Below are 23,270 nucleotides of genomic sequence, written 5' to 3' on the forward strand. Positions count from 1 at the left end.
CATGCCTGTCCTCGCGCTCCTCTGCGCCGTCCTCGTCGTCGGCTTCGAACAGCTCGTCGAATGGAAGTACGGCGCCGCCGGTCTGGTCGGCCTGCTGCTGCTCTCCGTGGGCATCAAGGCCAAGAGCCCGGCGGTCAGCTCCGCCGGGGCCCTGCTGCTCGCCCTGCTCCTCGCCGGCCCGGCCCTGTGAACGGCGCCGGCGATCCCCCGGGCGCGCCCGGACAGCGCGCCTAGGGCGTGAGCAGCAGGTCCGAACTGATCGTCTCCCACAGTGCGTTGAACCACAGGTGGGACTGTTCCACGAACGTGGTGTCGCGCAGGTCCGCACCCTGCGCGAAGGGGAACAGCATCGACCGCGTGCCCTCGGCGTCGTAGAGCTGGAGGTGCTCGTGGTCGATCTCCCGCTCGCGGCGGGTGAGCGTGTAGTAGGCGAACAGCGCCTCGCTCCCGTTGAGCAGGTACAGCTTGACCGGCGGGGTGAAGGGCAGGGCCCGGAAGGACACGCGCACGTCCATGCCGTGAGTGGTGCGCAGCGCGAGCAGGTTGTCGCGCAGCACCTGGCCCTGGGCGTTGCGCATCTCCAGCCAGCGCCGGTGCACGGGATCGTCGTCGCCCTGCGCGTCGACGGAGACCGGGAAGGCGAGGTCGATGTTCCGGGACGGCAGCAGGACCCGCACATCGATCTTGGCCGGTTTCAGCCGTCCGGCGTGGATCTGCCGGAGCGGCTCCCCGATCGCCAGCGTGAGCGAGACGGCCGTCAGGCACAGCGCGTCGACCTCGACGTGCGGGGCGGCGAAGGCGGCCGCGATGCGCGGGGCGAGGCCGACCATGGTGGGCTGCGGCCCGGCCGCGGGGCCGGCCGCGGGCCCGGCCTGCTGGGCGAGGGCGGCCACGATGGCGGGGGCGCCCTTGGAGACGCCGGTCAGCAGGTGCTCCGACTGCAGGATGCGCAGCGCCTGGCGCACGGCGCCGCGCTCCACACCGAACTCGTCGGCCAGCTTGGCCTGGGTGGGCATGCGCTGGCCCGGCCGCAGGTCCCCGGACCTGATCCGGGCGCGCAGTTCGTCGGCCACCTCGCGGTGTGACGTGCGTGACCGCTGTGGCCTCTTCCGCCCATTGGCGGAGGCGTGTTCCGGGTCCACGAACGCACACTACAACTTCGCGCCAAGTTGCGGCAGTTCACGGAAAGGTGGTTATGAGCCGCTTCCAAACGGAGATAAGTACAGTGAAGTTGGTCGCCAACTTGGGCGACATGGTCGAGCTTCTCAGTGGTTGGCCGACCGGGCTCCCTTCCGGAGGGGAGCCGGGAGCCCGGGCAGGGGGCGGCCACCGGAGCGCACAGTCACAACTGAACGGCCCGTACGGCCCGCACAGCCACAACTGAACACGTCATCGCACAGCCACAACCGAACACCGTGACAACCGAACAGCTCGCTACGGATGAACAGCACGTGCCGCCGGCAGAAGGGACCTCAGAAGATGTCCGGGCACCACGGTCGCCCGGGCGTGCGCAGCAGGGCGTCGGCCTTACGGGCGGCGCCCTCTCGCTCTTCCTGGACCCGTCCGAGGGCCGCGAGCCGCACCAGGGACTCGTCCCCCAGCCACACCGTGCCCAACTCCGCGACCGGAAGCGTCAGATCGGCGCCCACCCCACCGGCCGGCCCGCAGGAGGCGCCCTGCGGCGAGGCCTCCAGCCGGAACCGCCCACCGGCCAGGCCGTCCGCGTCCACGACCTCCAGCACCAGCGAGCCCGTCCCGTCGTACGTGCGCGCCTCCAGGGCCCGTACGACGTCCAGGATCCGCACCCACAGCCAGTCCGCGTGGGCCGTCACCCGCGCCGCGCGGGGGTCGGGGAGGAAGAACGGCAGCAGGTCGTCCGGGCCGCGCCAGCCGCTCTTGACCTTCGTGATCCAGTCGATCGAGCACAGGAACCGCCACAGCGCCCGCTCCGCCGCCGGAGTGGCGGCGAGCAGCCAGTTGACGTCGGCGGTGTTGTGCGGCTGCTTGTCGTGCCAGCGGTCGTCCGACTCGTACGACACCAGGCCCTCGACCTCGCCGGAGGCCGACCGGTAGACGGCGTAGAACGGCTCGGTCCAGCCGCTGTCGCGGCCCAGGATCCCGGTGTTCAGCTGCCACCACAGCTCGTTCCTGCTGACCGCGCCGGGCTGGGCGCGGCGGACCCGCTCGTGCAGCCCGGGACCCAGCTCGCGGACGTCCTCCCCGTCCACCAGATCGATCCGACCGCCGTCCTCCGGTCCCGACCAGCGCGGATCGAGGCCGCTGCGGGGCACCTCGACGGTCCACTCGGTCGTCCAGGTCGCCGGGCCGAAGCCGTAGCGGCCGTAGATCGGGTACTCGGCGGCGATCAGCGTGGCGACGACGTCACCGCGCTCCTTCGCGGCCGCCAGGTCCCGCGCCATCATGCGGCTCAGCAGGCCGCGCCGGCGGTGGGTGGGGGTGACGGTGACGTTGGTGATGGCGTCCGCGGGCACGGCGCCGCCGCCCACCGCGGTGATCTCCTGGTCGAAGGAGCGGAAGGTCGCCACACAGCGGCCGTTGTCGAAGGCGCCGAGCGGCCGGCTTCCGGCCCAGTGCTTGCGGCGCCCCTCGAGCTGCTCGGGCTTGAGCACCGGCTCCTGGAGGAATCCGATGTTCCGCGCGCGCTGCCAGTCCTCGAAATCGGCCTCGGTCGCCGTGCGGATGTCGATCGTCATGGGGTCACGCTAGGCGGGCGCGCCGGACCCTGTCGCGCGGTTTTCCCTCCGTCCGGCCGTCCCCGCGCCGGTCAGGTCAGCAGGTCGTCGACCTGCGCCTCGCCCACCCGGTAACGGCGGGCGATCTCCCCGCTGCAGTCGTCCGTGACGCGCTGCAGGCGCTGGCGGCGCCGGGAGACCTCCTGCTCGTAGCCGATCAGACGGCCCATGGCGCAGGTCAGCTCCCGGTCGGTGCGGGCCCCGAGGTCCGACAGCTCGACCTCGCCGAGCATCTCCGCGGCCAGCAGCCGGTACTCCTCGTTGAGCGGGGTGCCGAGGGTGACGTGGCGGGCCGAGGAGCGCTGGCGGGCCGGGGCGTCGGTGAGGATCTCCGGGAGCCGCTCCACCACGGAGGCGTCCGCGGGCGCCGGTACGGAGGCCCGGCCGCGGCGGGCGAGTTCGGCGCGCAGGATGTCGATCCGGCCCTGCAGCAGCCGCCGCACGTAGCTGAGGTCCGCCTCGTCGCGCTGGGCGTCGCGGCGCAGGGCGCGCAGCTCGGGCAGGCTCGGCCGGGTCAGGTCGTACTCGGCCGGCTCCGCGGGCAGCGAAGGGCCGGGCTGCTCCTCGCCGCGCTGCGCGGGCGGCCGGTGCGTCTCCAGCCTTCCGGTACTCGGTGTGCTCATGTGCGTGTGACCGTCCCCTCGACCGGCGTGTGGGAGCATCGTGCCACCCCAAGTCGCCGCTATGTGACCGAGTGCCCCCGAACGGCCCCACATGGGGGCGTAAGGATCAATAATGGGCCGACCGTGTCCGGGGCCCGGCCACCCGGCATGATGGTCGGCATGCGTGCGGTGGTGCAGAGGGTGGACGGCGCGAGCGTCGTCGTGGACGGCGAGACGGTGGGCGCGATCGAGGGCGAGGGCCTGTGCGTCCTGGTCGGCGTCACCCACGAGGACACCAAGGAGAAGGCGGCCCAGCTCGCCCGCAAGCTCTGGTCGATCCGGATGCTGCAGGACGAGCGGTCGTGCAGCGACGTCGACGCCCCGCTGCTCGTCGTCAGCCAGTTCACCCTGTACGGCGACGCCCGCAAGGGGCGCCGCCCCACCTGGAACGCGGCCGCGCCCGGCGATGTCGCCGAGCCGCTGGTGGACGAGGTCGTCGCCCAGCTGCGGGCGCTGGGCGCGACGGTGGCGACGGGGCGGTTCGGGGCCCGGATGCGGGTGTCCCTGACGAACGACGGGCCGTTCACGGTGCTGCTGGAGATGTGACGCGCCCGCCGCGGGCCTGCCGCCGTAGGCCCCTCGGCGGGCGAGGGCGCTACGGCTCGACGATCACTTCCTGGGCGGCGGCCGTCTCCCCGGCCACCAGCCGGGCGTCCAGCGGTACGTTGCGCTTGACCAGGGCGAGGGCCACCGGGCCCAGTTCGTGGTGGCGCACGGACGTGGTCACGAAGCCGATCCTGCGGCCGTCGGGCCCCTCGTCCGCGAGGCGGATCCCGGTGCCGTGGGCGGGCAGGTGCACCTCGCTGCCGTCGAGGTGCAGGAAGACCAGCCGCCGGGGCGGCTTGCCCAGGTTCTGCACCCGGGCCACCGTCTCCTGGCCGCGGTAGCAGCCCTTCTGGAGGTGGACGGCGGTGCCGATCCAGCCCAGCTCGTGCGGGATGGTGCGGTGGTCGGTCTCGAAACCGAGGCGGGGGCGGTGGTGCTCCACGCGCAGCGCCTCGTGGGCGAGCAGGCCGGCCGCGGGGCCGGACCTCGCGGCGAACGACTCCAGCTCGGCGCGCGGCAGGAAGAGGTCACGGCCGTACGCCGTCTCGCGTACGGCGACGCCCTCGGGCACCTCGGCGATGGAGCCGGCGGGCAGGTGGACCACCGCCACATCGGCGGTGCGGTCGGCGACCTCGACCCGGTAGAAGAACTTCATCGACTCCAGGTAGGCGATCAGCGCCTGCTCGGTGCCGGGCTCCACGTGGGCCCAGACCGTCGTGCCGTCGTCCACCAGGTAGAGCGCGTGCTCGATGTGGCCGTTCGCGGAGAGGATCAGGGCCTCGGTGGCCTCGCCCGCCGGCAGGTCGCTGACGTGCTGGGTGAGCAGCAGGTGCAGCCAGCTCAGCCGGTCCTCGCCGGTGACGGTGATCACGCCGCGGTGGGACAGGTCCACGAAGCCGGTGCCTTCGGCGAGGGCGCGTTGCTCGCGGAACAGCTCGCCGTAGTGGGCGGCGACGCCTTCGTCCGGGCCCTCGCCGGGGACGGCGCCGGGCAGGGACAGCAGAGGGCTCTTCATACCGGCAAGCCTACGTCGTGGTAGTTGAGCCCTTCAGGGCGCAGTCCTTGCAGCGGCCGAAGATCGCGAAGTGCTTCATGTCGGTGTCGAAGCCGAACTGCTCGCGGAGCTTGGCGGTGAAGTCCGCGGCCACGTCCACGTCCGCCTCGATGACGTTCTCGCAGTCGCGGCACACCAGGTGCAGATGGTGGTGGCGGTCGGCGAGGTGGTAGGTGGGCGCGCCGTGGCCGAGGTGGGCGTGGCTGACCAGACCGAGTTCCTCAAGCAGCTCCAGCGTGCGGTAGACGGTCGAGATGTTGACCCCCGAGGCGGTCTTGCGCACCTCGCCGAGGATGGCGTCGGGGGTCGCGTGCTCCAGGGCGTCCACGGCTTCGAGCACGAGTTGCCGCTGCGGCGTGAGCCGGTAGCCGCGCTGCCTGAGGTCGCTCTTCCAGTCGGTGCTCACCACACCGGAAAGTCTAGGGCCACCGGCCCCCGGGGCTCACGCGGCGACAGGCCCGCCCGCCGGACGGGCCGCCGTGAGGCGGACCCGCCGGCGGACGGGCCTGTGGAAGCACGGGCCGGCGTGGGCCGGCCGGGAGCAGACCGGGCGGAAGCGCGAGCCGGCCGGAGACCGGGCCGCCCGGACGGCGTGGCCTACTTGAAGAACGCGATGCCGTCGTCCGGCATGTCGTCGGGCAGGGCCTTCGCCCAGCGCTCGACCTCCTCCGGGGTGACGACCTTCTTCAGATGGGCCGACATGTAGGGGCGCAGCTCGACCTCGGGGGTCTGCTTCTCGCCGACCCACATGAGGTCGCTCTTCACGTAGCCGTACAGCCGCTTGCCGCCGGTGTAGGGCGGGGCGTCGGGGGTGCGGGCGACGGTGTCGGAGACGAGGTCGATCTGCGGCTTCTTGTCGGCCATCTCGCCGTACCAGATCTCGATGACGCCGTCGTCGCGGGTCATCGTCACCTCGACCCGGCGCTCGGCGTCGATCCGCCAGAAGCCGGACTCCGACTCCAGCGGGCGGACCTTGTTGCCGTCGTTGTCCAGCACCCAGGTGCGGGAGTGGTACTCCAGGAAGTCCCGGCCGTCGTGGCCGAAGGTGACCTCCTGACCGAAGTTGCACTTCTCCGAGCCGGGGAAGTCGTGCACGCCCGCGCCGGCCCAGTTGCCGAGCAGGAAGGCGAGCGGGACGAGGTCCTTGTGCAGGTCGGACGGGATCTCGATCATGATCGGCAGAGTTCCTGGGTGGGGGTGGTCAGCGCTGGCCCTGGTACAGCTTCTTCACGGTCAGACCGGCGAAGGCGAGAACGCCGACGCAGACCAGGACCAGCAGGGTTTCGAAGAAGATCTCCACGGGTGCTCCTTGAGCGAGGGTGGGCGTACGACAGAGCCGGGGCCCAGCTTACGCGGCCGGGACCCGGCCCTCCTTCCGAGGTGGCGCCCCGGAGCCCGTCGGGGGGTCAGCGGAGCAGCTGGCTCTGCAGCACCACCGTCTGCTGGAAGGGGATCGCGAGGGCGGAACCCTTCCGGGACTGCAGGACCACGGCGTACACGTCCCCCGCCGAGACGAAGGCCTCACGGACCTGTTCGGCGCCGTAGGGCCTGGTCTCGACGTACGCGGTGCGCTCGGTCCCGGACACCGACGCCGCGTCGGGGAAGCGCTCGTCGTAGACGGCCTCGCCGACGCCGCGCACCTGGCGGCCGGGGACGCTGTACGCCACGTTCTCGCTGGCGAACTCGTTCTCCACGACGTTCGCCGTGCCGAACTGCAGCAGGTAGATCCGGGTCCGGGTGCCGTCCGGCATGGTCCAGCCGCGGGCCGCGATGTGCCGCAGGCCGGTGTCGAGGAGTTTCTGCCGCAGCTCGTCCCGTTCCTCCTTGCGCGGGAACTCCGCCAGGTAGGCGCCGGTGGCCAGCCAGCCGTCCCGGCCGCGCAGCGCCTTGTCCTCGGTGGCGCCCTCGGGCGCGGGGAGCAGCAGGGCGCGCAGGTCGGCGAAGTGCGAGCCGGCCCGGTTCGAATCGGCGAAGGGGGCGGGGCTGCCGGCGGGCAGCGGGGGCCTGGTCAGCTCCGGGTAGTCCCACCGGCCGTCGGACTCGGTGGCGAGTCCGGGTACGTCCGTACGGTCCATCCGGGTGATCCCGTACGCCGTGCCGGCCCCGACCGCCGCGAACGCCACGACGGCCGCGGTCCAGCGCAGCACGGCCCGCAGGAGGCGGCGGTCCCGGCCGGGGGCGGACGGCGCCGGCTCGGGCGCCGGCTCGGGCAGCGCGGCGGACGGCTCTGTCGACAGGTGTTCGCTCATACGGCCGCTCCCGGTTCGGCTATACGGTCGAGCTGGGTGGCGAGGAGCTTCGCGACCCCGTCGCCGTCGAGGGTCTTCGCACCGGACGCGGTGATGGTGACCAGGACGTCGCCGACGTAGGCCGAGCAGAACATCCCGTTCACGCCCTCGCCCGAACCCTTGGGCGAGCGGAAGCACTTGGCGTCCTCGTGGCCCTTGACCGCCGGCCCCGCGCGCAGTGCGCCCAGCTCCTGGACGATCTTGTTGGTGGACGTGGAGATGCGGCGGGCCGCGGACTCGTCCCCCATCCGGGACAGCGTGATGCTCACCGCGTAGACCTCCTCGTTCCACAGGTAGGGCTGGGACTGCGCGCTGAAGTAGCTGCGCATGGCCATGCCGGTGATGTGCTGCCGGTCGATCTGCCGCTCCATCTCCTTGCGGGTGGTCCGGGGCAGGCCGCTCACCGACCGCTTGCGCAGGGCCGTGGCCTGGGCGCCGGTCAGCTCGGCGTCGGCGCCGAACTCCCCGATGTCGGGACCGGGGACCCAGGTGCCGGTCCCGTACGGCACGAGCATGCCCGCGAGCCCGTGCCGCGGCTCCGCCTTCTTCTCGTCGGCCGCGGTCCTGGGAAACCGCCAGAGCGGCGGGCCGGCGTCCCGATCGGCCGCCCGCACGGTGACGACGGTGTGCCCCACCCCCGCGACGAGGGCTCCGGCCAGCAGCACGCACCCGGCGACGACGGAAACACGGATCCGCCGCCGGCCCGTACGCCCACCACCGCCCTGAACGGGCTCGGGGAGGGGGTGCGCGGCCGGCTCGGCGGGCGCGGCCGGCTCGGCGGGCGCGGCCGGCTCGGCAGGCACGGCCGACTCGGCAGGCACAGCGGGGGCAGTCGACTCGACGGCCACATCCGGCTCGGCAGGCACGGCTGGGGCGGCCGACTCGACGGGAGCGGCCGGCTCGGCAGGCACGGCCGGCTCGGCGGGCGCGGCCGACTCGGCAGGGGCAGGCGGGGCCGTGGCCGTAGCGGACTCTGGCGGTCTGTTCGGGTTCTCGGTCACAGCCGCTCCATCTGCCGTCGGGCCAGGTCCCTGATCTCCTTCTCGGCGATCGGGCCGTTGCTGAACAGCCAGATCTCCATCACCACGTCACCGCGCCATGCGTACGCCTCGGCCGAGTACAGCGTCCGTCCCGACCCGTAGTCGACGACCGGCCGCGGGTGGACGTACGCCATCCCGTCCCCGGTCCTCTGAATGCTCCAGCTCCTGGTCCCCGGGGCCGATTCCACGTCGTCCTCCATGGTGTGGGTGGCGTCGGCCGCCGCCATGGAGTCCTCCTGCCGGTACTGGACCAGCCGGATGTCGACGACGGACGAGGTGCCGACCCTCCAGCCGGTGACGGCCGCCCGGCGGAACTGGTCCGTCGCGAGCGAGTTGAACTTCTCGCCGGGGCGGCTGAAGTGGTCGGCGTACTCCGCCAGTTCCATCCAGCCGTCCTGCGGCACCCAGGACGCCGTGCGCGCGCCGCGCGGCTTGTCCAGCAGCAGCTTGCGCAGGTCGCCGTCCGTCCTGACCTTGCGGTCCTCGGCGGCGGAGAGCGGCTCGACGTCGCCCTCGGCCTGGCCGATCACCGGCTGCGAGAGCGACGGCAGCCTCGTGGGCTCGCGCTCGGCCTGGACGAGGTAGCCGGCGCAGACACCGGCCACCAGGCCGAGCAGCGCGCCGGCGCCGGCCAGCCGGGCCGTACGGCCGCGCCGGCGGGACCGGGCCGGGGCGGGTGCGCCGGAGGGGTCCGCCGCGCCGGTTCCGGTCCGCTCGACCGGATCATTCGCCACACCCGGAACATCCGGCCCGCCGGGTCTGTCTTCCGGCACTTCTGGTTCTTCCAAGACTTCCCCCCACAGAACGGGAAGCGTGAATTCCGAATCCACGCTGCACAGCAGACTCACGGTCAAGTCCGGGAGTTGCGGCGGCGTTGATTACGATTCGGCCATGGCGAAGAAGCTCGTGATCAAGGTGACTGCCGGGGCCGACGCCCCCGAGCGCTGCTCGCAGGCGTTCACGGTGGCGGCGGTCGCCGTCGCCAGCGGGGTCGAGGTCTCCCTGTGGCTGACCGGGGAGTCGTCCTGGTTCGCGCTGCCGGGCCGGGCCGCCGAGTTCGAACTGCCGCACGCGGCCCCGCTGCCCGACCTGATCGACTCGATCCTCGCGGCCGGCCGCATCACCCTGTGCACCCAGTGCGCGGCCCGGCGCGAGATCACCGAGAAGGACGTCCTGGAGGGCGTACGGATCGCGGGCGCCCAGGTCTTCGTGCAGGAGGCGCTGGCCGACGGGACCCAGGCGCTCGTCTACTGAGACCGCGCGGGACCGCGCTCCGGACGGTTCACTCCCCCTGCCGGCTCCACAGGCAGAAGGGGTGCCCGGCGGGATCCAGCAGCACCCGGACGTCGGACTGCGGCTGGTGCGCGGCGAGCGTCGCGCCCTCGGCGAGCGCCCGTGCGGTCTCGCCCTCCAGGTCGTCGACCTCGATGTCGAGGTGCAGCATCATCTGCTGGCCGCCCGGTTCACGGCCGGGCCAGACCGGCGGGACGTATCCGGGTTCCGTCTGGAACGACAGCGCCGTGCCGCCGCCCGGCGGGCCGATGAGCACCCAGTCGGGCTCCTCGGCGCACACGGCGTAGCCGAGCAGGCGCCGGTAGAAGCCGGCCAGCGCGTGCGCGTCGGGCGCGTCGAGCACCACCGTGGACAGCCGTGCCGATGCCATGTGTTGCCCCCTCCTGCCGGCGGCGCCTACGGGCGGCGCTTCTTGCCGTCCAGCTCGTCCCACCACTCGTCGGACTTCGGGTCGCCGGACGGGTCGTCCCACCAGCGGTCGTCGGGTCCCCTCCGGTTCGCGACCATCGCGGCGACCGGCGGAATGACCATGGCCGCCACGCACATGCCCACGGCCGCCGGGATCGACCACAGGCGCACCACGCCCCACGCCAGGACGAAGAGACCGATACAGGTCGCCATCATGGCGAAGTAGATGTGCCGTCGACGGGCCAGCATGCTTCAAGCCTAGGTCGCGGCGCCCGGTCCCGCCGCTGTCACAACCGATCGACAATCCTCCGCCTGCCGCTCCCCGCCCGGTTACCGTGGCGTACCCAGACCACTGCCGACCCCGGGGGTACTCACCACATGCGCGCCTTGCGAATACTGCTGGTCCTCCTCGTGGTCGTCGGCCTGCTGTTCGTCGTCGTGGACCGGGTCGCGGTGCACTTCGCGGAGGGCGAGGTGGCCGACCGGTTGAAGACCAGCGAGAACCTGTCGAGCACGCCCGACGTGTCCATCAAGGGTTTCCCGTTCCTGACCCAGATGGCGAGCGGCGAGCTGGACGACGTCGAGGTCGGCGTCAAGGACTACGAGGCGGCCACCGGCAAGGGCTCGCAGACGATCCGCATCGACGACCTCAGGGCCGACATGCGGGACGTGACCTTCTCCGGCGACTACAGCTCGGCCACCGCCGCCGACGCCACGGGTACGGCGACCATCGCCTATGACGAGCTGCTGAAGGCCGCGAAGTCCGAGCCCACCCCGCTCGGCCTGGGGCTCACGGCCCAGGTGGTCGGACTGTCGGACGGGGGGAACGGCAAGATCAAGCTGGCCGTGAAGGTCTCCGGGCTGGCCACGATCCACCTGCTGAGCTCGGTCGCCGTCAAGGACGACAAGGTGCAGGTGAAGGCCGACGGCGTGCCCAGGTTCGGCGGCCTCGACCTCGCGGAGGGCCTGATCCGCTCGGTCACCGACTTCCAGCAGGTCATCGACCGGCTGCCCGGCGGCATCGAGCTGGCCAGGGTGCAGGCCACGAAGGACGGCGTGGAGATCGGCGTGAACGGTTCGGACGTCAGGCTGGCGGGGTAGTACGAAAGCCGGCGGAGAACGGCGGTTGTCCGGCAGTCGAGACACCCGCGTCCGTACCGCAGATGCGACAGCGCACCCGAGCGCCCGGGGACCGTGCGAGGACGGTCCGGGCGCTCTTCTGTTCCCACCATTCGGACGATCGCGTCTCAGAATGCGACACGCCGGTGACACGTCCGCCCAGACATCCCTACGATCGAACCCATGAGGCGACAGGCGGATCTCACGAAGCGGCGGGCAGTGGACCTGTGCCGCGTTGCCGCCATGCTCTGTCGCCCTTTCTGAAGCGGTAGCGGCCGCCCCGGCCCCCGCGTTCCCCACCGCCCTGTCTCGAAGGGCACCCGTGCGCCGCTCGCGTCCGAGCGCCCGCACCCACGCACTTGCACGCCCCGCCGTAACTGCCCCGGAGGAGAAAGAGCATGAGCCGCAGCGACGTCCTCGTAGACGCGGACTGGGTCCAGGAGCACCTGGACGACCCGAACGTCGCCATCGTCGAGGTGGACGAGGACACGTCCGCCTACGAGAAGAACCACATCAAGAACGCGATCCGCATCGACTGGACCAAGGACCTGCAGGACCCGGTCCGTCGCGACTTCATCGACCAGGAGGGCTTCGAGAAGCTCCTGTCGAAGAAGGGCATCGCCAACGACACGCTGGTGATCCTCTACGGCGGCAACAACAACTGGTTCGCGTCCTACGCCTACTGGTACTTCAAGCTGTACGGCCACGAGAACGTCAAGCTCCTCGACGGCGGCCGCAAGAAGTGGGAGCTGGACGCCCGCGAGCTGGTCGCCGGCGACGAGGTGCCCGAGCGCGCCGGCACCGAGTACAAGGCCAAGCCGCAGGACGCCTCGATCCGCGCCTTCCGCGACGACGTCGTGGCCGCGATCGGCTCCCAGAACCTGGTCGACGTGCGCTCCCCCGACGAGTTCTCCGGCAAGCTGCTCGCCCCGGCCCACCTGCCGCAGGAGCAGTCGCAGCGCCCGGGCCACGTCCCGACCGCCGCGAACATCCCGTGGTCCAAGAACGCCAACGACGACGGCACCTTCAAGTCGGACGACGAGCTGCGCGAGCTCTACGCCCAGGAGGACGTGGACCTCGCCAAGGACACCATCGCCTACTGCCGCATCGGTGAGCGCTCGGCCCTGACCTGGTTCGTGCTGCACGAGCTCCTCGGTGTGCAGAACGTCAAGAACTACGACGGCTCCTGGACCGAGTACGGCTCCCTGGTCGGCGTGCCGATCGAGCTCGGCTCCGGCAAGTAACACCAACCCTTCCCGACCGACCTTCTGGTCAGACCCCTTACGGAGAGACGCATGTGTGGAGCGAAGGCCGGCGGCCCGGACGCCTCGACGATCAAGCCCGGTGAGACCACGATCCAGGGCCAGGTGACCCGGGACGGCGAGCCGGTGACGGGCTACGTCCGGCTGCTGGACTCGACCGGCGAGTTCACCGCGGAGGTGCCCACCTCCGCCACGGGCCAGTTCCGCTTCTACGCGGCGGAGGGCACCTGGACCCTCCGGGCGCTGGTGCCCGGCGGCACGGCGGACCGCACGGTCGTCGCTCAGCAGGGCGGGCTGGCCGAGGTCGCCATCGCCGTCTGAGCGGACTGAGCGGGCCGAACGGGCTCGGTGACGGCGAAGGGCCGCATCCCTGGGTTGGACGCCAGGGGGATGCGGCCCTTCGGCATGTCCGCGCCCGGGGCGCGGCGGGTCCGGCCGGCTAGCCGAGCACCCGCCCCAGCGCCCACACCACCGGGGCCGCCGCCGACAGGGGCAGGGCCACACCCGCGGTGAAGTGCACGAAGCGGGAGGGGTAGTCGTAACTGGCGACACGGTGGCCGATCAGCGCGCAGACGCCGGCCGCCGCGCCCAGGGCGGAACCGCTGGCGCCGAATCCGGTCACGCCGCCCACCGCGATGCCCGCGCCGGCCGCCGCCAGCACGGCGACCACGACCGAGGCCGGGGTGGGCAGCGGCAGCGCACGGGCCACCACGGCCACGGCGACCGCGGCCGCGCCCACCGACACCGCGTGCGGGTCGGCGCCCAGGTAGCCGGTGGCCAGCACCGACAGGGCCGTCGAGGCGACCGTCGCCATCAGGCCGTACATCCGCTCGTCGGGCGAGGCGTGCGAGCGGAGCTGGAGGACGAGGGACAGCAGGACCCACGCGCCGAGCGGACCGAGGATCGCGGCGGGCGCGTGGTCGCGGCCCGCGGCCAGCACCGCGACGTCCGCGGTGAGCGCTCCCGCGAAGGCCAGCGCGATGCCCTGCCGGGCGGGCCACATGCCGTTCAGCCGGAACCAGCCCGCGGCCGTCACAGCCTGGAGCAGCACCAGCGGCACGACGAGGGCGTACGAGCCGACGGGCGCCGTCACGGCCAGCAGCAGGCCCAGCAGTGCGGTGAGCAGCGCCGGCTGCATACCGGGCTCGATGACCGGGGAGCGGCCCTCCAGGCGGGCCCGCTGGGCGTCGGTGACACGGCTGTTGCCGGCGAGGGTGGCGGGACCGTAACCGGGCTCGCCCCCGTCACCGGCCGGGGCCTCCGCCGCGGGCGCCCCCGCGTGCGCCCCCGCGTGCGTCCCGGGCTGCGGCTGCGCGTGCGGTGTCCCGTGCTGCGGCTGGGCGTGCGGTGCCCCGTGCTGCGGCGCGTACGGGTCGCCGGTCTGCGGCGCGTACGGCTCGGCGAACTGCGGCGCGTACGGCTCGGCGACCTGCGGCCGGTGCTGGGCCGCCTGGTGCGGCTGCTGGTACCCCTGCTGCTCGGGGGGCAGCGGGTACGCCCCGCCGGCCGGCTGGACCGGCGCGTGGGTCTGCGTCTCCCACGTCTGCCCCTGCCACTGCTGGGTGTGCTGCGGGTCGTGGCCGGGCTGCGCGTACGCGTCGTGGCCGGCCCACCCCTGCTGCCCCTGGTGCTGCTCCGGCGACTGCTGGGGCTGCTGGTGCCGGGGTTGCTGATAGGGCTGCTGCCCGTACGGGTCGTAGCCCTCGTACGGCCCGCCCTGGTACGGCTGGTCGCTCATCGCCTCATCCTCCTGCGAACGGCGGGAGCACCTCGACCGTGCCGCCCTCGGCCAGCCGTACCGTCTCATGCGCGCGGGTCCCGACGGGGTCGCCGTCGACGAGGAAGGAGCAGCGCCGCAGGACGCGCGTGAGTTCACCGGGGTGCCGCTCACGCACCGTGGCGAGCGCCTCGGCGAGCGTGGCCGCGTCGTACGGCTCCTCCGCTACCCCGGCAGCGGCCTTGGCGGCGGCCCAGTAGCGGACCGTGACCTTGGGCATCTGGTTCCTCTATCGACGGCGGACAGAACAAAGACGGATGGTGTCAGGCTAGCCCGCCCGCGCGGCCGCCCAGTCCCCCACGCGGGCCAGCAGGGCGTCGTCCGCCGCGTTCTCCGCGTGGCCCATGCCCGGCTCCACCCACAGCTCGCCGTGGTCGCCGGCCGCCTCGGCCAGCATCCGGGGATGGTCGAGGGGGAAGTAGCCGTCGCGGTCGCCGTGCACGATCAGCAGCGGGGTCGGCGCGATCCGGGGCACCGCCTGCACCGGGGAGAGCGGCACCGGGTCCCACTGCCGGTGGTGGATGCGGGTGCGCAGGCCGTAGCGGCCGACCAGCCGACCCGCCGGACGGGTGACCAGCCAGTGCAGACGGCGCATGGGGGCGGTGCCCCGGTAGTACCAGCGGGCGGGCGCGCTGACCGCGACCACCGCGTCGACCGTGCCGGGCCGCAGGGCCGCGTGCCGCAGGACCACCGAGCCGCCCATGGAGAAGCCGACGGTCACCACGCGCCGGTGCCCGAGGCCGCGCGCCCACTCCACCGCCGCGGCCAGGTCAAGCACCTCCTTGTCGCCGACCGTGGACCGGCCGCCCGAGGCGCCGTGGCCGCGGAAGGAGAAGGCGACGACGGCGCCGTAGCGGGCGAACACGGCCGCCGCACGGCGCACGTGCGGGCGGTCCACGTCCCCGGTGAAGCCGTGGGCGATCACGAACACCGGGTAGCCGGAGGGTGGCGAGGAGGCCGACGGGGACGCTTCGTATACGACCGGGCCCGGATCGTATACGGCCTCGACCGCGATCCCGTCCGATGTGCGGAGGAACGTCCGGATAGGGGACCGTCCGGCCGTCTCGCGATTCGGACGAACGGTGGAACGCGCCACATGACCCGACGAACGGTTGCTCATGTGGGCTATTCTGCTTGGCAGAGGACTCGGGCAGCGCAGCCCCCGGGTCCTTTTGTGCTTTCGGAAGCGTTGTATACGAAGCGGGAGACCGCGGACGTACGGGGCCTTCGGGATCGCAGAGCAGTTCCGTACCGCACATGTCCTCGCAGGGACCGAGGAGGAACCAGACGTATGAGTTCTCTGCTGCTCCTGACCAACGCCCTCCAGCCGTCGACGGAGGTGCTTCCCGCGCTGGGCCTGCTGCTGCACAACGTGCGGGTGGCGCCGGCCGAGGGTCCCGCCCTCGTCGACACCCCCGGCGCCGACGTGATCCTCATCGACGGTCGCCGCGACCTGCCGCAGGTGCGCAGCCTGTGCCAGCTCCTGCGTTCCACCGGACCGGGCTGTCCCCTCCTCCTCGTCGTCACCGAGGGCGGCCTCGCGGCCGTCACCGCCGACTGGGGCATCGACGACGTGCTGCTCGACACGGCCGGTCCGGCCGAGGTCGAGGCCCGGCTGCGGCTCGCCATGGGCCGGCAGCAGATCGTCAACGACGACTCCCCCATGGAGATCCGCAACGGCGACCTCTCCGTGGACGAGGCGACCTACTCCGCCAAGCTCAAGGGCCGGGTCCTGGACCTGACCTTCAAGGAGTTCGAGCTGCTCAAGTACCTCGCGCAGCACCCCGGCCGGGTCTTCACCCGCGCCCAGCTGCTGCAGGAGGTCTGGGGCTACGACTACTTCGGCGGCACCCGCACGGTCGACGTGCACGTACGGCGGCTGCGCGCCAAGCTCGGCCCGGAGCACGAGTCGCTGATCGGGACCGTCCGCAACGTCGGCTACCGCTTCGTCACCCCTGAGAAGGGCGACCGCGGCGCCGACGAGAACAAGGCCAAGGCGGACCGGGCGAAGGCGGACGAAGCGGACGCTTCGGCCGCACTCGACGCCGCCGAGATCCACGCGGACGCGTAGGCCGGGGACGGCCGGGCCCGGCGGTGCGCCGCCGGCGCATGGCCGGGATGTGATACGCCCTGCCCGGAGCGGGTCAATCCGCGTAGACTCCGCGCGTGGCGAAGGTGACTCGTGATGACGTGGCACGGCTGGCTGGGACCTCCACCGCCGTCGTCAGTTATGTCATCAACAACGGACCCCGGCCGGTCGCCCCGGCCACGCGCGAGCGTGTCCTCGCGGCGATCAAGGAGCTGGGGTACCGGCCCGACCGGGTCGCCCAGGCCATGGCCTCGCGCCGGACGGACCTGATAGGCCTCATCATCCCGGACGCCCGCCAGCCCTTCTTCGGGGAGATGGCGCACGCGGTCGAGCAGGCCGCATCCGAGCGCGGGAAGATGGTCCTGGTCGGCAACACCGACTACATCGCCGAACGCGAGGTCCACTATCTGCGGGCGTTCCTCGGCATGCGGGTCTCCGGCCTCATCCTCGTCTCGCACGCCCTGAACGACCAGGCCGCCGCCGAGATCGACGCGTGGGACGCCCGGGTGGTGCTGCTGCACGAGCGCCCGGAGGCGATCGACGACGTCGCCGTCGTCACCGACGACCTGGGCGGCGCCCAGCTCGCCGTGCGGCACCTGCTGGAGCACGGCTACGAGTACGTGGCCTGCATGGGCGGCACGGCGCAGACGCCGGCCGTCGGCGACCCGGTCTCCGACCACGTCGAGGGCTGGAAGCGGGCGATGGACGAGGCGGGCATCCCCACCGAGGGCCGGCTCTACGAGGCTCCGTACAACCGCTACGACGCCTACCGGGTGGCCCTCAAGGTGCTCGCGGGGCCGGACCGCCCGCCCGCCTTCTTCTGCTCCACCGACGACCAGGCGATCGGCCTGCTGCGGGCCGCCCGCGAGCTGCGCATCGACGTGCCCGGCGAGCTGGCGGTGGCCGGGTTCGACGACATCAAGGAGGCGGCGCTCGCCGACCCGCCGCTGACCACGGTCGCCTCGGACCGCTCGGCGATGGCCCGGGCCGCGGTGGACCTGGTCCTGGACGACGGACTGCGGGTGGCCGGATCCCGGCGCGAGCGACTGAAGACGTTCCCGTCGCGGCTGGTGGTGCGCACGTCCTGCGGCTGCTCGGAGTGAGGGCCCCGGCGCATATCTGAGGAGCGGGTGAGAGCCCGCTCCGAGCGGGCGGAAGCGTCTTTACATCGGGCAAACGAGGTTCTGCCGGGCTTCTCAGGGAGCACTCAGGCGGCTCTCATGGTCGCGGGACATCCTCATTGTCATGACCGAGAGCCTCCGCCGCAGCGGCGAGTACGAGTACGAGGGCCCCCAGGGCGCCCACGCCCGGCAGCACGTCTACTCCGCTCCCGTGAACCCCGAGTGGCCGCCCCCGCCGGCGTACGAGCCCGCGGCGGCCACGGTCCCGGCGCCGGGCGCCGAGCCGGTCACCGCACCGGCCGCCGTACCCGCCGGGAAGCGGCCCCGGGGACCGATAGCGCTGCTCGCCGCCGTGGCGATCGTCGCGGCCGCGGTCGGTGGCGGCACCGCCTACGCCTTCCAGGAGCTGACCGGCAAGGACACCGTCGCCTCGGCCGGCGCCACGACCGCCGTGGTCCCCGCCGGCAAGAGGGGCGACGTCGCCGCCATCGCCTCGGCCGTGAGCCCCAGCGTCGTCGAGATCCGGGCGACCCTCGGCAACGGCTCGTCCACCGGCTCCGGTGTGATCATCACCTCCGGCGGCGAGATCGTCACCAACAACCACGTCGTCTCCGGCGCCTCCACGATCAAGGTGCGCACCAGCGACGGCAAGAGCTACACCGCCGACGTCGTCGGCACCGACAGCTCCAAGGACCTCGCGCTGATCAAGCTGCGGGGGGCCTCCGGGCTGACGGCCGCCGCGCTGGGCGACTCCTCCGGCGTCCAGGTCGGCGACTCGGTCGTCGCGATCGGCTCCCCAGAGGGCCTCACCGGCACCGTCACCAGCGGCATCGTCTCCGCGCTCGACCGGGACGTGACCGTCTCCACCGACGAGAGCCAGGGCCAGAACCAGGGCCAGGACGACGGCGGCCAGTGGCCGTTCCAGTTCGGCGGCCGCCAGTTCAACGGCGACACCGGCTCCTCCACGACGACCTACAAGGCGATCCAGACCGACGCCTCGCTGAACCCCGGCAACTCCGGCGGCGCGCTGATCGACTCGAACGGCCGCGTCATCGGCATCAACTCCGCGATGTACTCGTCGAGTTCGCAGGCCTCCTCGTCCTCGGACGCGGGCAGCGTCGGGCTCGGCTTCGCGATCCCCGTCAACACCGTCAAGTCCGACCTCGCCAAGCTGCGGGCCGGCTCGACCAGCTGACCGACCCACCCGGCACAGTAGGGAGCACGTCATGATCACTCAGGTCTCGCACAGTGACGTCACCGGCACCGGCCCGGCCGCCCTCGACCTCCCGCTCGCGGTGGCGCACGAGCTGCACGCCCCCGCCGCCGGCCCCCGCGTCCCGGAGGTGGCCGTACCGGCCCCCGAGCTGATGGGCCTGCGCACCTCCGCCGACCGTCCGCACCGCCGCAAGGTGCCGCTGCGCCGGCTGAGCGCGGTGCACCAGCTCGGCGCGGCACGCGGCCTGAGCATGCTGGGCTCCTGAGCCCGGCGTGCGTGCCCCGCGCCACCCGGGCGTGCGAGGCTGAGAGCCAGTCCGTCCACCCGACCCACCGCACCCCGAGGAACCGCGAGCGATGAGCCCCGCCGAAGGCGACCGTGACCCCCAGCGCATCCTGATCGTCGACGACGAGCCCGCCGTGCGCGAGGCACTGCAGCGCAGCCTCGCCTTCGAGGGGTACGGCACCGAGGTCGCGGTCGACGGCGCGGACGCCCTGGAGAAGGCGGCCGCGTACCGGCCGGACCTGGTGGTGCTGGACATCCAGATGCCCCGCATGGACGGCCTGACCGCGGCCCGCCGGATCCGGGGCGCCGGGGACACCACCCCGATCCTCATGCTCACGGCCCGCGACACGGTGGGCGACCGGGTGACGGGGCTGGACGCCGGGGCCGACGACTACCTGGTCAAGCCCTTCGAGCTGGACGAGCTGTTCGCCCGTATCCGCGCGCTGCTGCGGCGCAGCTCGTACGCGGCGGACGTGTCGTCCGAGGCCCTAGCGGACGAGGCGCTGACCTTCGGCGACCTGCGCATGAACGTCGCCACCCGGGAGGTCACCCGGGGCGGCCGGCAGGTGGAACTGACCCGCACGGAGTTCACGCTCCTGGAGATGTTCATGGCCCACCCGCGCCAGGTCCTGACCCGCGAGCAGATCCTGAAGGCCGTCTGGGGCTTCGACTTCGAGCCCTCCTCCAACTCGCTGGACGTCTACGTCATGTACCTGCGCCGCAAGACCGAGGCGGGCGGCGAGCCGCGGCTGGTGCACACCGTCCGGGGCGTGGGGTACGTACTGCGGCAGGGCGGCGCGGAGTGAGGCGGCTGGCGCGCCGCTACCGGGCGCTGCCGATCCGGGCCCGGCTGGCGATGCTGGTCGCGGCGGCGGTGGCGTTCGCGGTGGCGGCGGTCTCGGTGACGTGCTGGTTCATCGTGGAGCGCAAGCTGTACGACCAGGTCGACGCCGATCTGCAGAAGGTCTCGGAGCCGCAGCGGCTGGTGAACATCGTCTCCACGCTGGAGTCGTGCCCGCAGACCCCCGGCGACGCCGGACTCGGCGACTTCCACGCGCACGGCAACTACTACTACATCCAGCTCGTGAAGCAGAACGGCACCGCCTGTGTGTCCTCCAACTCCGCGGGCCGGGTGAAGACCACCTCCGCCGACACCGACGTCATCGCCCGGGCGGACGACCAGGACGGGCTGCTGCACGACGGCATCCTGCGCGACGGCACCGACTCCGACGGCAACGCGGTGCGGGTGCTGACCCAGCCGCTGACGTTCAGTCCGGGGCCCGGGACGCAGCCCCAGATGTACCCCAACACGGCCCTGATGGTCGCCATACCGCTGAAGAACACCCAGGACACGCTGAAGGACCTCGCCCTGATCCTGCTCCTCGTCTCCGGTATCGGAGTCGTCGGGGCCGGCGCGGCGGGACTCGCGGTGGCCCGGGCGGGGCTGCGCCCGGTCGACAAGCTCACCGAGGCCGTCGAGCACGTGGCCCGGACCGAGGACCTCGGCATCCGCATCCCCGTCGACGACGACAGCGAGGACGAGGTGGCGCGGCTCTCGCGCTCCTTCAACTCGATGACCACCGCGCTGGCCGGGTCCCGCGACCTCCAGCAGCAGCTCATCGCGGACGCCGGCCACGAGCTGCGCACCCCCCTCACCTCGCTGCGCACGAACATCGAGCTGCTCACCCGCAGCGAGGAGACGGGCCGCCCGCTGCCCCCGGAGGACCGCAAGGCGCTGCTCGCCTCGGTGAAGGCGCAGATGACGGAGCTGGCCGCGCTGATCGGCGACCTGCAGGAGCTGTCCCGCTCGGAGGGCCAGCGGGGCGAGCGCGTCCAGGTGGTGTCCTTCCAGGACACCGTCGAGGCGGCCCTGCGCCGGGCCCGTCTGCGCGGCCCCGAACTGACCATCACGGCGGACCTCGAGCCCTGGTACGTCCGCGCGGAACCCTCCGCGCTGGAGCGGGCGGTGGTCAACGTCCTCGACAACGCGGTGAAGTTCAGCCCGGAGGGCGGCACCGTCGAGGTGCGGCTGGCCGAGGGCGTCCTGACGGTCCGCGACCACGGCCCCGGCATCCCCGCCGACGAACTGCCGCACGTCTTCGACCGCTTCTGGCGCTCCCCCGGCGCCCGCGCCCTGCCCGGCTCCGGCCTCGGCCTGTCCATCGTGGCCCGAACGGTCCAGCAGGCGGGCGGCGAGGTCTCGCTGGCCCGGGCGGAGGGCGGCGGCACGACCGCCACGATCCGCCTCCCGGGCGCGGCCACGGCTCCGCCGGAGTCCGTGTAACCCGCCCCGCCCCTTACCGGCGGTGCCGCTCAGGACCGGCGTCTGCTGCGGCAGCAGCGCGGCCTGTTCGCCCGGACCCGCGGTGCAGTCGACGCCCCGCAGGGCGGGGCGGCGGGAGTCCGGGGGGCGGAGAGACGCCCTCGAAGTCGGTCAGACCTCAGTGAAATGGCCCTGAGAGGGATTCTCAGGGCCATTTCGGAACCGGCGAGGCATTCACACGGAAACCACGGGACGGGACGCGGCCCGGCGCACGGCGGCTACCGCGTGATCGTCACGCGGTCCGCCTTCGGCGGCGCGATCGGGGCGGCGGCCGAGGAGTTGGCCGTCAGGTAGTCCGCAAGGGCGGCCAGGTCGTCGCTGCCGACCAGGTCGTTCGTGCCCTGCCCCAGGGTGGGGAAGCCGTCGCCGCCGCCCGCCAGGAAGCTGTTGGTGGCGACGCGGTAGGTGGCCGACGGGTCGATGGCGGCGCCGTTCAGCCGGATGGAGTCGGTGACCACGCGGTCCGCCCCGGACCTGGTCATGTCGAGCGTGTAGGTGAGTCCGGCCGACGGCTGGAGGATCTTCGGAGCCGCCTCGTTGGGTCCGCTCACCTGCTCCTTGAGCACCTGGACGAGCTGGGCGCCGGTGAAGTCCTGGAGGTTCACGGTGTTGGCGAAGGGCTGGACCGTGAAGCCCTCGGCGTAGGTGACGACCCCGTCGCCCTCGGCGCCCTTGGCCGCGTAGGTCAGGCCCGCGCGCACACCGCCCGGGTTCATCAGGGCGAGGCTGGTCTTCGGGTCCAGCTGCTTGCCGTGGGCGAGCTGTGCGTCGGCGATCAGGTCGCCCATGGGGGACTCGGTGCCGGTGTTGTTGATGTCACCGGAGATGTAGCCGATGGGCCGGTTGCCGATCGGGGCGGCCAGGGTGTTCCACTTCGAGATCAGCCCGGTCATGTCCGCCGCCTTGGGGACGTCCCGGGAGACCACGTGGTTCGCGGACTTCACGGCCGTGCGCACGATGTCACCGGTGCGGTGGTCGTAGGTGAGCGTGGTGTCCGTGTACAGACGGCCGAAGGAGGCCGCGGAGGTGACCATGCGGGGCCGGCCCGACGGGTCGGGGATCGTGCAGACGTAGGCGTTGTGGGTGTGGCCGGTGACGAGCGCGTCGACGGCCGGCGAGACGTTCTTCGCGATGTCCACGATCGGGCCGGAGATGCCGGAGCCCGCGCCCGCGGAGTCGCAGTCGTAGTTGTAGGAGCCGGAGGCCGGGAAACCGCCCTCGTGGATCAGGGCCACGATCGACTGCACGCCCTGGCGCTGGAGCACCTTGGCGTACTTGTTGATCGTCTCGGTCTCGTCCTTGAACTTCAGGCCCTTGACGCCGTCCGCGGAGACGATGTCGGGGGTCCCCTCCAGCGTGACGCCGATGAAGCCGATCTTGACGTCCTTCTTCTTCCACACCCAGTAGGGCTTGAGGATCGGCCGGTCCGTCTTCTCGTTCAGGACGTTGGCGGTGAGGTACGGGAAGTCGGCGCCCTGGAACTCGCCGTCGCCGTAACAGCCGTCCGTGGGGTGGCAGCCGCCGTTCTGCAGGCGGGCCAGTTCCCGCGCTCCCTCGTCGAACTCGTGGTTGCCGACCGAGGTGACGTCCAGCTTCAGCTTGTTGAGCGCCTCGATGGTCGGCTCGTCGTGGAAGAGCCCGGACAGCAGCGGGGAGGCGCCCACCATGTCGCCGCCGGCCGCGGTGATGGAGTACGGGTGGCCCTCGCGGGCCTGGCGCAGATGGGTGGCGAGGTACTCGGCGCCGCCCGCGTCGATCGTCTTCGTGGTGCCGTCCGGCTGGAGTTCGGTGACCCGGCCGGAGGAGCCGGACGGGGGCTCCAGGTTGCCGTGCAGGTCGTTGAACGACAGGAGCTGTACGTCCTGGTAGCGGCTCGAACCGCCGTGCCCGTGGCCGTCCTTGCCGGAGTGCGCCTGCGCGGGCAGGGCGGCTGCCAGGCCTGCGGCGGTGGCGAGAGCGGCGGTGGTGGCGAGGAGGCCGTAGGTCCTGCGTCTGGTGCGCCGGGGTGCGGCTGACATGTAACCCCCCTGTGGG

General features: G+C 72.4%; 28 protein-coding genes. 13 read left to right on the plus strand and 15 right to left on the minus strand.

Features of this window, described 5'->3' with window-relative positions; all coding sequences use genetic code 11:
* The first annotated feature begins 1 nt into the window (after position 1).
* Entirely contained in the window at positions 2-190 is a 189-nt protein-coding gene (locus tag ACZ7JA_RS22485; RefSeq protein ID WP_351666092.1) for a hypothetical protein, read from the plus strand.
* A 40-nt stretch (positions 191-230) separates the two neighbouring features.
* Here ACZ7JA_RS22485 and ACZ7JA_RS22490 read toward each other — a convergent pair whose 3' ends face one another.
* From ACZ7JA_RS22490 to ACZ7JA_RS22500, 3 genes are all read right to left on the minus strand, one after another.
* A complete protein-coding gene (locus tag ACZ7JA_RS22490) occupies positions 231-1,142 on the minus strand; it encodes a winged helix-turn-helix domain-containing protein (RefSeq protein ID WP_351666094.1) in 912 nt (303 codons plus the stop codon).
* 330 nt (positions 1,143-1,472) lie between these two features.
* The gene (locus ACZ7JA_RS22495; RefSeq protein ID WP_470809979.1) at positions 1,473-2,714 is read right to left on the minus strand and encodes a GNAT family N-acetyltransferase; all 1,242 of its coding nucleotides are present in this window, start codon (positions 2,712-2,714) and stop codon (positions 1,473-1,475) included.
* Positions 2,715-2,785: 71 nt separating this feature from the next.
* Positions 2,786-3,376: an RsiG family protein gene (locus ACZ7JA_RS22500; protein ID WP_351666098.1), complete on the minus strand. Its 591-nt coding sequence runs from the start codon at positions 3,374-3,376 to the stop codon at positions 2,786-2,788.
* Positions 3,377-3,535: 159 nt separating this feature from the next.
* Here ACZ7JA_RS22500 and dtd point away from each other — a divergent pair, with 159 nt between their 5' ends.
* Positions 3,536-3,961: a D-aminoacyl-tRNA deacylase gene (gene dtd, locus ACZ7JA_RS22505; protein WP_351666100.1), complete on the plus strand. Its 426-nt coding sequence runs from the start codon at positions 3,536-3,538 to the stop codon at positions 3,959-3,961.
* A gap of 49 nt (positions 3,962-4,010) precedes the next feature.
* On the opposite strand, the gene ygfZ is transcribed toward dtd, so the two are convergent.
* The 6 genes from ygfZ to ACZ7JA_RS22535 form a co-directional block, all read right to left on the minus strand.
* Entirely contained in the window at positions 4,011-4,976 is a 966-nt protein-coding gene (gene ygfZ / locus ACZ7JA_RS22510; protein WP_351666102.1) for a CAF17-like 4Fe-4S cluster assembly/insertion protein YgfZ, read from the minus strand.
* A gap of 10 nt (positions 4,977-4,986) precedes the next feature.
* Positions 4,987-5,424: a Fur family transcriptional regulator gene (locus ACZ7JA_RS22515; protein ID WP_351666104.1), complete on the minus strand. Its 438-nt coding sequence runs from the start codon at positions 5,422-5,424 to the stop codon at positions 4,987-4,989.
* A 188-nt stretch (positions 5,425-5,612) separates the two neighbouring features.
* Complete coding sequence (locus ACZ7JA_RS22520; protein ID WP_351666106.1) at positions 5,613-6,188, minus strand: heme-binding beta-barrel domain-containing protein; 576 nt, start codon at positions 6,186-6,188, stop codon at positions 5,613-5,615.
* 233 nt (positions 6,189-6,421) lie between these two features.
* Complete coding sequence (locus ACZ7JA_RS22525) at positions 6,422-7,264, minus strand: hypothetical protein (RefSeq protein ID WP_470809984.1); 843 nt, start codon at positions 7,262-7,264, stop codon at positions 6,422-6,424.
* On the minus strand, positions 7,261-8,106 hold the full coding sequence (locus ACZ7JA_RS22530; RefSeq protein ID WP_470809986.1) for a hypothetical protein: 846 nt from the start codon (positions 8,104-8,106) through the stop codon (positions 7,261-7,263). Before ACZ7JA_RS22530 ends, ACZ7JA_RS22525 begins: the two co-directional genes overlap by 4 nt.
* Before the next feature lie 194 nt (positions 8,107-8,300).
* Positions 8,301-9,077 (minus strand): hypothetical protein, encoded by a 777-nt coding sequence (locus ACZ7JA_RS22535; protein WP_470809989.1) that lies wholly within the window; start codon positions 9,075-9,077, stop codon positions 8,301-8,303.
* A 157-nt stretch (positions 9,078-9,234) separates the two neighbouring features.
* Here ACZ7JA_RS22535 and ACZ7JA_RS22540 point away from each other — a divergent pair, with 157 nt between their 5' ends.
* Positions 9,235-9,597: a DsrE family protein gene (locus ACZ7JA_RS22540; RefSeq protein WP_143630899.1), complete on the plus strand. Its 363-nt coding sequence runs from the start codon at positions 9,235-9,237 to the stop codon at positions 9,595-9,597.
* A 28-nt stretch (positions 9,598-9,625) separates the two neighbouring features.
* Here ACZ7JA_RS22540 and ACZ7JA_RS22545 read toward each other — a convergent pair whose 3' ends face one another.
* Together ACZ7JA_RS22545 and ACZ7JA_RS22550 are read right to left on the minus strand one after the other, a co-directional pair.
* Positions 9,626-10,006 (minus strand): VOC family protein, encoded by a 381-nt coding sequence (locus ACZ7JA_RS22545; RefSeq protein WP_470809991.1) that lies wholly within the window; start codon positions 10,004-10,006, stop codon positions 9,626-9,628.
* A 26-nt stretch (positions 10,007-10,032) separates the two neighbouring features.
* Positions 10,033-10,293: a DUF3099 domain-containing protein gene (locus ACZ7JA_RS22550; protein WP_351666118.1), complete on the minus strand. Its 261-nt coding sequence runs from the start codon at positions 10,291-10,293 to the stop codon at positions 10,033-10,035.
* Between the two features lie 129 nt (positions 10,294-10,422).
* Between ACZ7JA_RS22550 and ACZ7JA_RS22555 the strand changes: the two genes are divergently transcribed.
* From ACZ7JA_RS22555 to ACZ7JA_RS22570, 4 genes are all read left to right on the plus strand, one after another.
* The gene (locus tag ACZ7JA_RS22555; protein WP_470809993.1) at positions 10,423-11,145 is read left to right on the plus strand and encodes an LmeA family phospholipid-binding protein; all 723 of its coding nucleotides are present in this window, start codon (positions 10,423-10,425) and stop codon (positions 11,143-11,145) included.
* Positions 11,146-11,346: 201 nt separating this feature from the next.
* On the plus strand, positions 11,347-11,427 hold the full coding sequence (locus tag ACZ7JA_RS22560) for an Ms5788A family Cys-rich leader peptide (RefSeq protein WP_351055874.1): 81 nt from the start codon (positions 11,347-11,349) through the stop codon (positions 11,425-11,427).
* A gap of 134 nt (positions 11,428-11,561) precedes the next feature.
* Complete coding sequence (locus tag ACZ7JA_RS22565; RefSeq protein ID WP_351666122.1) at positions 11,562-12,407, plus strand: sulfurtransferase; 846 nt, start codon at positions 11,562-11,564, stop codon at positions 12,405-12,407.
* Between the two features lie 51 nt (positions 12,408-12,458).
* Complete coding sequence (locus ACZ7JA_RS22570) at positions 12,459-12,746, plus strand: DUF1416 domain-containing protein (RefSeq protein ID WP_006348354.1); 288 nt, start codon at positions 12,459-12,461, stop codon at positions 12,744-12,746.
* 118 nt (positions 12,747-12,864) lie between these two features.
* Here the strand turns inward: ACZ7JA_RS22570 and ACZ7JA_RS22575 are convergent, their stop codons facing one another.
* From ACZ7JA_RS22575 to ACZ7JA_RS22585, 3 genes are read right to left on the minus strand one after another with little or no spacing between them, the layout of a single operon-like run.
* Positions 12,865-14,163 (minus strand): hypothetical protein, encoded by a 1,299-nt coding sequence (locus ACZ7JA_RS22575; protein WP_470809996.1) that lies wholly within the window; start codon positions 14,161-14,163, stop codon positions 12,865-12,867.
* Positions 14,164-14,167: 4 nt separating this feature from the next.
* A complete protein-coding gene (locus tag ACZ7JA_RS22580) occupies positions 14,168-14,422 on the minus strand; it encodes a MoaD/ThiS family protein (protein ID WP_389302889.1) in 255 nt (84 codons plus the stop codon).
* A 48-nt stretch (positions 14,423-14,470) separates the two neighbouring features.
* Complete coding sequence (locus ACZ7JA_RS22585) at positions 14,471-15,322, minus strand: alpha/beta hydrolase (protein ID WP_450749322.1); 852 nt, start codon at positions 15,320-15,322, stop codon at positions 14,471-14,473.
* Positions 15,323-15,493: 171 nt separating this feature from the next.
* Here ACZ7JA_RS22585 and ACZ7JA_RS22590 point away from each other — a divergent pair, with 171 nt between their 5' ends.
* From ACZ7JA_RS22590 to ACZ7JA_RS22615, 6 genes are all read left to right on the plus strand, one after another.
* Positions 15,494-16,273, plus strand: a complete 780-nt coding sequence (locus ACZ7JA_RS22590; RefSeq protein ID WP_389302883.1) for a winged helix-turn-helix transcriptional regulator — start codon at positions 15,494-15,496, stop codon at positions 16,271-16,273.
* 95 nt (positions 16,274-16,368) lie between these two features.
* On the plus strand, positions 16,369-17,394 hold the full coding sequence (locus ACZ7JA_RS22595; RefSeq protein ID WP_470810000.1) for a LacI family DNA-binding transcriptional regulator: 1,026 nt from the start codon (positions 16,369-16,371) through the stop codon (positions 17,392-17,394).
* A 142-nt stretch (positions 17,395-17,536) separates the two neighbouring features.
* Positions 17,537-18,607 (plus strand): S1C family serine protease, encoded by a 1,071-nt coding sequence (locus tag ACZ7JA_RS22600; RefSeq protein WP_470810002.1) that lies wholly within the window; start codon positions 17,537-17,539, stop codon positions 18,605-18,607.
* Positions 18,608-18,638: 31 nt separating this feature from the next.
* Positions 18,639-18,893 (plus strand): hypothetical protein, encoded by a 255-nt coding sequence (locus tag ACZ7JA_RS22605; RefSeq protein WP_351666136.1) that lies wholly within the window; start codon positions 18,639-18,641, stop codon positions 18,891-18,893.
* A 91-nt stretch (positions 18,894-18,984) separates the two neighbouring features.
* Positions 18,985-19,719 carry a response regulator transcription factor gene (locus tag ACZ7JA_RS22610; protein WP_351666138.1) on the plus strand — a complete coding sequence of 245 codons (735 nt, stop codon included), beginning with the start codon at positions 18,985-18,987 and terminating at the stop codon, positions 19,717-19,719.
* Complete coding sequence (locus ACZ7JA_RS22615; RefSeq protein ID WP_470810005.1) at positions 19,716-21,197, plus strand: sensor histidine kinase; 1,482 nt, start codon at positions 19,716-19,718, stop codon at positions 21,195-21,197. Before ACZ7JA_RS22610 ends, ACZ7JA_RS22615 begins: the two co-directional genes overlap by 4 nt.
* 257 nt (positions 21,198-21,454) lie before the next feature.
* Here the strand turns inward: ACZ7JA_RS22615 and ACZ7JA_RS22620 are convergent, their stop codons facing one another.
* Entirely contained in the window at positions 21,455-23,254 is a 1,800-nt protein-coding gene (locus ACZ7JA_RS22620; protein WP_470810007.1) for a bifunctional metallophosphatase/5'-nucleotidase, read from the minus strand.
* Positions 23,255-23,270: the final 16 nt, after the last annotated feature.

This window comes from Streptomyces sp. NPDC038135 (assembly GCF_055601245.1).

What these genes read in the sequence shown, in the direction of transcription:
- ACZ7JA_RS22485 (WP_351666092.1), top strand. Translation starts at nt 2, where the DNA reads ATGCCTGTCCTCGCGCTCCTCTGCGCCGTCCTCGTCGTCGGCTTCGAA.
- ACZ7JA_RS22495 (WP_470809979.1), bottom strand. Translation starts at nt 2,714, where the DNA reads ATGACGATCGACATCCGCACGGCGACCGAGGCCGATTTCGAGGACTGG.
- ACZ7JA_RS22500 (WP_351666098.1), bottom strand. Translation starts at nt 3,376, where the DNA reads ATGAGCACACCGAGTACCGGAAGGCTGGAGACGCACCGGCCGCCCGCG.
- dtd (WP_351666100.1), top strand. Translation starts at nt 3,536, where the DNA reads ATGCGTGCGGTGGTGCAGAGGGTGGACGGCGCGAGCGTCGTCGTGGAC.
- ygfZ (WP_351666102.1), bottom strand. Translation starts at nt 4,976, where the DNA reads ATGAAGAGCCCTCTGCTGTCCCTGCCCGGCGCCGTCCCCGGCGAGGGC.
- ACZ7JA_RS22520 (WP_351666106.1), bottom strand. Translation starts at nt 6,188, where the DNA reads ATGATCGAGATCCCGTCCGACCTGCACAAGGACCTCGTCCCGCTCGCC.
- ACZ7JA_RS22525 (WP_470809984.1), bottom strand. Translation starts at nt 7,264, where the DNA reads ATGAGCGAACACCTGTCGACAGAGCCGTCCGCCGCGCTGCCCGAGCCG.
- ACZ7JA_RS22540 (WP_143630899.1), top strand. Translation starts at nt 9,235, where the DNA reads ATGGCGAAGAAGCTCGTGATCAAGGTGACTGCCGGGGCCGACGCCCCC.
- ACZ7JA_RS22545 (WP_470809991.1), bottom strand. Translation starts at nt 10,006, where the DNA reads ATGGCATCGGCACGGCTGTCCACGGTGGTGCTCGACGCGCCCGACGCG.
- ACZ7JA_RS22550 (WP_351666118.1), bottom strand. Translation starts at nt 10,293, where the DNA reads ATGCTGGCCCGTCGACGGCACATCTACTTCGCCATGATGGCGACCTGT.
- ACZ7JA_RS22555 (WP_470809993.1), top strand. Translation starts at nt 10,423, where the DNA reads ATGCGCGCCTTGCGAATACTGCTGGTCCTCCTCGTGGTCGTCGGCCTG.
- ACZ7JA_RS22560 (WP_351055874.1), top strand. Translation starts at nt 11,347, where the DNA reads ATGAGGCGACAGGCGGATCTCACGAAGCGGCGGGCAGTGGACCTGTGC.
- ACZ7JA_RS22565 (WP_351666122.1), top strand. Translation starts at nt 11,562, where the DNA reads ATGAGCCGCAGCGACGTCCTCGTAGACGCGGACTGGGTCCAGGAGCAC.
- ACZ7JA_RS22570 (WP_006348354.1), top strand. Translation starts at nt 12,459, where the DNA reads ATGTGTGGAGCGAAGGCCGGCGGCCCGGACGCCTCGACGATCAAGCCC.
- ACZ7JA_RS22575 (WP_470809996.1), bottom strand. Translation starts at nt 14,163, where the DNA reads ATGAGCGACCAGCCGTACCAGGGCGGGCCGTACGAGGGCTACGACCCG.
- ACZ7JA_RS22580 (WP_389302889.1), bottom strand. Translation starts at nt 14,422, where the DNA reads ATGCCCAAGGTCACGGTCCGCTACTGGGCCGCCGCCAAGGCCGCTGCC.
- ACZ7JA_RS22585 (WP_450749322.1), bottom strand. Translation starts at nt 15,322, where the DNA reads ATGAGCAACCGTTCGTCGGGTCATGTGGCGCGTTCCACCGTTCGTCCG.
- ACZ7JA_RS22590 (WP_389302883.1), top strand. Translation starts at nt 15,494, where the DNA reads ATGAGTTCTCTGCTGCTCCTGACCAACGCCCTCCAGCCGTCGACGGAG.
- ACZ7JA_RS22600 (WP_470810002.1), top strand. Translation starts at nt 17,537, where the DNA reads ATGACCGAGAGCCTCCGCCGCAGCGGCGAGTACGAGTACGAGGGCCCC.
- ACZ7JA_RS22605 (WP_351666136.1), top strand. Translation starts at nt 18,639, where the DNA reads ATGATCACTCAGGTCTCGCACAGTGACGTCACCGGCACCGGCCCGGCC.
- ACZ7JA_RS22610 (WP_351666138.1), top strand. Translation starts at nt 18,985, where the DNA reads ATGAGCCCCGCCGAAGGCGACCGTGACCCCCAGCGCATCCTGATCGTC.
- ACZ7JA_RS22620 (WP_470810007.1), bottom strand. Translation starts at nt 23,254, where the DNA reads ATGTCAGCCGCACCCCGGCGCACCAGACGCAGGACCTACGGCCTCCTC.